General features: G+C 64.3%; 5 protein-coding genes. All 5 read right to left on the bottom strand.

What is annotated here, in order from left to right; genetic code table 11:
- On the bottom strand, window positions 1–1,364 hold a 1,364-nt coding region (pnp, locus tag JWR89_RS14090; protein WP_299717190.1), incomplete at its 3' end, for a polyribonucleotide nucleotidyltransferase.
- A 307-nt stretch (window positions 1,365–1,671) separates the two neighbouring features.
- Complete coding sequence (gene rpsO, locus JWR89_RS14085; protein WP_299717188.1) at window positions 1,672–1,941, bottom strand: 30S ribosomal protein S15; 270 nt, start codon at window positions 1,939–1,941, stop codon at window positions 1,672–1,674.
- Window positions 1,942–1,943: 2 nt separating this feature from the next.
- Window positions 1,944–3,101 (bottom strand): tRNA pseudouridine(55) synthase TruB, encoded by a 1,158-nt coding sequence (gene truB / locus JWR89_RS14080; RefSeq protein WP_299717186.1) that lies wholly within the window; start codon window positions 3,099–3,101, stop codon window positions 1,944–1,946.
- A complete protein-coding gene (gene rbfA / locus JWR89_RS14075; protein ID WP_299717184.1) occupies window positions 3,101–3,514 on the bottom strand; it encodes a 30S ribosome-binding factor RbfA in 414 nt (137 codons plus the stop codon). Before rbfA ends, truB begins: the two co-directional genes overlap by 1 nt.
- Before the next feature lie 189 nt (window positions 3,515–3,703).
- The coding region (gene infB / locus JWR89_RS14070; RefSeq protein WP_299717182.1) for a translation initiation factor IF-2 at window positions 3,704–6,164 on the bottom strand (2,461 nt) is incomplete at its 5' end.

Raw genomic sequence — 6,164 nt, 5'->3', positions numbered from 1 at the left:
CCGGCATCCATCAGCGCCAATGAGGCGCCGCAGACAGAAGCCATCGACGACGAGCCGTAGGATTCGGTGATCTCCGAGACCACGCGCACCGTGTAGGGGAATTCGTGATGCGGCGGCAGCACCGGGTGGATCGCGCGCCAGGCCAGCTTGCCGTGGCCGATTTCACGCCGCTTGGTGCCGCCCATGCGTCCGGTCTCACCGACCGAGTAGGGAGGAAAGTTGTAATGCAGCAGGAACTGCTCCTTGTAGGTACCCGACAGCGAGTCGATGTACTGCTCGACTTCGCCGGTGCCGAGGGTGGTCACGACCAGCGCCTGGGTTTCACCGCGGGTGAACAGCGCCGAACCGTGGGCGCGCGGCAGCACGCCGACTTCGCAGACGATCGGACGGACCGTGGTCAGGTCGCGGCCATCGATGCGCTTCTTGGTGTCGAGGATGTTCAGGCGAACGATCTGCGATTCCAGTTCCTTGAACACGCCGGCGATGCGCAGCTTGTCGTACTTGGGCTCCTGGCCTTCCGGGAAGTAGTGGGCCATCGCCTTCTTCTTGACGGCGCCGACGGCAGCGTAACGCTCCTGCTTGATCGGCAGCGAGTAGGCTGCGCGCAGCTCGGTCTCGACCAGGCCGAGCATTTCCTTTTCGATCGCGCTGTCGTCGATGACGGCGACTTCGCGCGGCTCCTTTGCGGCCTTCTCGGCGAGCTCGATGATCGCCTTGATCACCGGCTGGAAGTGGCGGTGACCGAACATCACGGCGCCGAGCATGATTTCTTCGCCGAGCTCCTTGGCTTCGGATTCAACCATCAGCACAGCATCGCCGGTACCGGCGACGACCAGGTCGAGCTGGGTGTCGGCCATTTCGTCGAGGGTCGGGTTGAGCACGTATTCATCGTTGATGAAGCCGACGCGGGCGGCGCCGATCGGGCCCTTGAACGGAGCGCCGGAGATGGTCAGGGCTGCGGACGTGGCGACGAGGGCGAGAATGTCCGGATCGTTTTCCATGTCGTGCGACAGCACGGTGACGACGACCTGGGTCTCGTTGCGCCAGCCATCGACGAACAGCGGACGGATCGGACGGTCGATCAGGCGGGAGACCAGGGTCTCCTTCTCGGTCGGACGACCTTCGCGCTTGAAGTAACCGCCCGGGATGCGGCCGGCGGCGTAGGTCTTCTCGATGTAGTCGACGGTCAGCGGCAGGAAGTCGATGCCATCCTTGGCGGTCTTGGCGGCGACCACGGTGGCGATGACGACGGTCTCGCCATAGGTGGCGATGACGGCGCCGTCGGCCTGGCGGGCGATCTTGCCGGTTTCGAGCTTGAGCGGACGGCCGCCCCAATCGATCTCGACGGTATGAATATTAAACATGGGTGTCTTCTTTCATGGGTTCACGAAAGCATGGCGCCCAAATGCAAAAGCCATCGCAAGACGGCGAGACGCTGTCCGCTACATCAGCGAAATCAGCGTCCGGCGATCTTGCCATGGCTCTTATATTCAAAATGGCGTCCATCCTTCCGATGGTCGCGGGGGTCCCAATAGACCTTGCCGCGCGACGGGCACCTTGCCCGTCATCGTCCAGTCGCCGGAGTGCTGCTGGACGTTATCGTGCGGCCCATGCCGGGCCGCACTACAATTGATGCAAAAACGCGCGCAACAAGTGCGCGCGCGATTGGTCTTAGCGACGGATGTTGTGCTTCTCGAGCATCGCCTTGTAGCGCGGCTCGTCCTTGCGCTTGATGTAATCAAGCAGGGAACGACGCGTGGAGACGAGCTTCAGAAGGCCACGGCGGGAATGGTTGTCCTTGACGTGGGTCTTGAAGTGCGCGGTCAGGTTGGCGATACGCTCGGAGAGGATCGCAATCTGGACCTCCGGCGAGCCGGTATCGGTGGCCTTGTTGGCATTGGTCTTGATGACTTCCGCTTTGCGTTCTGCGGTAATCGACATCGTCAGATACTTTCTTTGCGAGGCGAACTGGCGGTCAGTCCGGTCAGGTTGAACACACGCTTGGGGATGAGTTCGCCATTGGCAATCTCGGCGAGGGCCAGTAACCGGCCTGCCACCGTGACATAAACTGTGCCGCTGCTATCGGGCGCATCCCGTCCGCGCAACAAAACGGCCTGGCCCCGATGGAGCCTTGCCGCATCTGCCCGTGTGACGGCCAGTGCCGGGATGTCGTCCAGCGCGGTCTCAACGGGCAGTAGCGCGTCGGCGAGGTTGCCCTCGCCAGACGCGGCTCTATCGCACAAAGCCTCCAACTGTTCCAGCGGAATCATGTCGGCTTCGGCAAATGGGCCGACCAGGGTGCGCCTGAGCGCGCTGATATGGCCGTAACAGCCCAGCAAACGGCCGATATCGCGGGCCAGCGCCCGGACATAGGTTCCCTTGCCGCATTCGGCCTCGAATACCGAATGGCTGTCATCTTCCTGTTCCGTCAGGATTAATTCGTGAATCACGACGGGCCGGGGAACCAGCGGCACGACTTCGCCGTCGCGCGCCAGGTCATAGGCGCGCTCGCCGGCGATCTTGATCGCAGAGTACTGCGGCGGGGTCTGCGCGATATTGCCGGTAAATTGCGGCAGCAGCGCGCGGATCTGCTCGGCCGTTGGCCGAGCTTCGCTCGTGAAGGTGACCTTGCCCTCGGTGTCGTCGGTGTCGCGTTCCTCGCCCCAGCACACCGTGAAGCGGTAGCGCTTGCGGCCGTCCATCACGAACGGGACGGTCTTGGTGGCCTCGCCCATGGCGATCGGCAGGCCGCCGGAAGCCAAGGGATCGAGCGTGCCGGCGTGGCCGGCGCGCTTGGCCTGGAACAGCCGCTTCACCACCGCGACCGCCTGGGTCGAGGTCATGCCGATCGGCTTGTCGAGGATCACCCAGCCATGGACGTCGCGCTTGTCGCGGCGCACCTGGCCCTGCTGCCGCGAATGCTTGCCGCGCGGATCGTTGTTGCCGCGCGCAAACTGCACGGGCGCGAGCTGCGCGCCGTCGGCATTGGGCACATCGGCGACATTTTCGTCGCGCGGAGCGTGTGCAAATTTATTTTCATCCGACGTGTTCGATTCATCGTTTGGCGAATCGATCACGCTGTTGGCGGTGGTCACAATCATCAGTTTTCGTCCGAATCCGTTTTAAGGTCGCGCTGTACCGCGGGTGTTCTCAGTAACTTCTCGATACGTTCCGCTTCATCGAATCGCTCGTCGATGCGGAAGCGAAGATCAGGTGCGAATTTCAGATTAACGCGGCGCGCCGCCTCGGTGCGCAGGAAGGTCTTGTTGGCGGCGAGCGCCTTCAGCACCAGCTCGGTGTTGCGGCCGCCGAGCGGCATCACATAGACGGTCGCGAGCTTGAGATCCGGCGACATCCGCACTTCCGGCACCGTGATCAGGTTGGTCTCGAGCACGGGATCATGCACGCCACCCTGCGCGAGAATGTCGGCAATGGCGTGGCGCATGATTTCGCCGACCCGGAGCTGGCGCTGCGCGCCTGATGGCGACGAGCCTTTTTGGTGATGCTTGGGCATCGGAATCCCTATCGAACTCGAAAACAGAATTCGTCATGGCCGGGCGTGTCCCGGCCATCCACGTTCTTCGTTGCTGATACATTTCAAGACGTGGATGCCCGGCACATAGAGCGAAGACGCGCTTCGCGCTTTAGGCCGGGCAGGACGTCACTCTTCAATATCCTTCTGGCGAAGCTGTAAGACTTGGACTTACAGACTGCGCTGGATGGTTTCGACGCGATAACACTCGATAATATCGCCGGCGCGCATGTCGCCGTAGGTTTCGAACGCCATGCCGCATTCCTGGCCGGACGCCACTTCCTTCACTTCGTCCTTGAAGCGCTTCAGGGTCGAGAGCTTGCCTTCGTGCACGACGACGTTGTCGCGGATCAGGCGCACATTGGCGCCGCGTTCCACGGTGCCGTCGGTAACGCGGCAACCCGCGACCTTGCCGACCTTGGAGATGTTGAACACTTCCAGGATCAGGGCATTGCCGAGCATGGTTTCGCGCAGGGTCGGCGCGAGCAGGCCGGACATCGCCTTCTTCACGTCATCCACGAGGTCGTAGATGATGTTGTAGTAGCGGATCTCGATGCCGTTGCGCTTGGCAGCCGCGGCGGCTTCCTTGTTGGCTCGGACCGAGAAGCCGATGATGGCGGCGTTGAAGCCTTCCGCCAGCGTAACGTCGGATTCGCTGATGCCGCCGACGCCCGCATGCAGGATGCGCGCGGTGACTTCGTCGGTGCCGAGCTTCTCCAGCGATCCCAGGATCGCTTCGAGGGAGCCCTGCACGTCGGCCTTGATGATCAGTGGGAAGTCCTTGCGGCCGGTGGTCTTCAACTGGCTCATCATCTGCTCGAGCGAGCCGCGCATGCCGGAGATGGCCGATGCGGACTTCTCGCGCTTCTGATGGGCGCGGTAGCTGGTGACTTCGCGGGCGCGGGCTTCGTTCTCGACCACGGCGACGCGGTCGCCGGCTTCCGGCGGGCCGTTGAAGCCGAGCACTTCGACTGGCACCGAGGGGCCGGCTTCGGTGACGGTTTCGCCCTGGTCGTTGATCAGCGCGCGAACGCGGCCCATTTCGGCGCCGGCGACGATGATATCGCCCACGCGCAGGGTGCCGCGCTGAACCAGCACGGTGGCCACCGGACCACGGCCGCGATCGAGCTTGGCTTCGATCACGGTACCTTCGGCCGGACGGTCGGTGTTGGTCTTGAGATCCAGCAGGTCGGCCTGCAGCGCGATCATTTCGAGCAGCTTGTCGAGGTTGGTCTTGTTCTTGGCGGACACTTCGACATCGACGACGTCGCCGCCGAACGATTCGACCTGCACTTCATACTGCAGCAGTTCGGTGCGGACGCGCTCGGCCTTGGCGTCGGGCTTGTCCATCTTGTTGATCGCCACGATCATCGGGACCTTCGCCGCCTTGGCGTGGTTGATGGCCTCGATGGTCTGCGGCATGACGCCGTCATCGGCGGCGACCACCAGGATCACGATATCCGTGACCTTGGCGCCGCGGGCGCGCATCGCGGTGAACGCGGCGTGGCCCGGCGTATCGATGAAGGTGATCTTCTTGCCGCTCTCCGGCGAGGTGACCTGATAGGCGCCGATGTGCTGGGTGATGCCACCGGCTTCGCCGGACACCACGTTGGCGTGGCGCAGCGCGTCGAGCAGCGAGGTCTTGCCGTGATCGACGTGGCCCATCACCGTGACGACGGGCGAGCGCGGCTCGGTGTCGGTGGAATCGTCCACCTTGTCGAACAGGCCTTCTTCCACGTCGGATTCGGCGACGCGCTTGACGGTGTGGCCAAGCTCTTCGGCGATCAGCTGGGCGGTGTCGGCGTCGATCACGTCGGTGATCTTGACCATCTGGCCCTGCTTCATCAGCATCCGGATCACGTCCACGGCGCGCTCGGCCATGCGGTTGGCGAGCTCCTGGATGGTGATCGCTTCCGGAATGATGACTTCGCGAATGAGCTTTTCCTTCTGCTCGTTCGACTGGTGGCCCTTGAGGCGCTGGGTACGGCGGCGGAACGAGGCGATCGAGCGCTCGCGCACGTCGTCGGCGGACAGCGCGGTGACCAGCGTCAGGCGGCCGCGCTGCTTGGCAGGCGCGGGCTTGGCGGTGGGCTTCGCGGCCATCACGGGGCGGGCGACGCCGCCGGGACCGCGGCGGATCTGGCGCGGACCTTCATCCTCGTCGGTGGCGTCGGCGGCAACGCCGGGCGCACGCGGCGGCGGCAGGCCGGCGGCCTTGGCGGTCGCGGCGGCAGCGGCGGCATTCTTGGCCTCGGCTTCGCCAAAACGCTTCTTGGCTTCGCGCTCGGCCTTGGCTTTGACTTCCTCTTCGATGCGGTGACGCTCGTCCTCGGCCTTCTTGCGGGCCTCGGCGGCTTCGCGCTCGGCCTGGGCAATGCCTTCCTTGGAATTACGGCGGGCGAGCTCGATTTCCGCCAGACGGCGTTCCTCGATGTCACGGACGCGCGCGTCGGCCAGCGCCGAGGCGCGGGCGTTTTTCTCGTCTTCGGTCAGGGTGCGCAGCACCACGCCGGAGCCTGAACGCGACGGCGGCGAGCGGGTCGGCGCGCGCGACGGCGGAGCCGGCGGCGCGTTGCGGGAGGGCGTAGCGCTCCGGTTCGGCGCGGACGGTGCGGCCGTTCGGGTCGGGGCA

Source organism: Tardiphaga sp. (assembly GCF_028290785.1).
Lineage (GTDB): Bacteria > Pseudomonadota > Alphaproteobacteria > Rhizobiales > Xanthobacteraceae > Tardiphaga.
The sequence above is the reverse complement of the archived record's forward strand: the minus strand, read 5'-3'. Positions and strand labels throughout refer to the sequence as shown.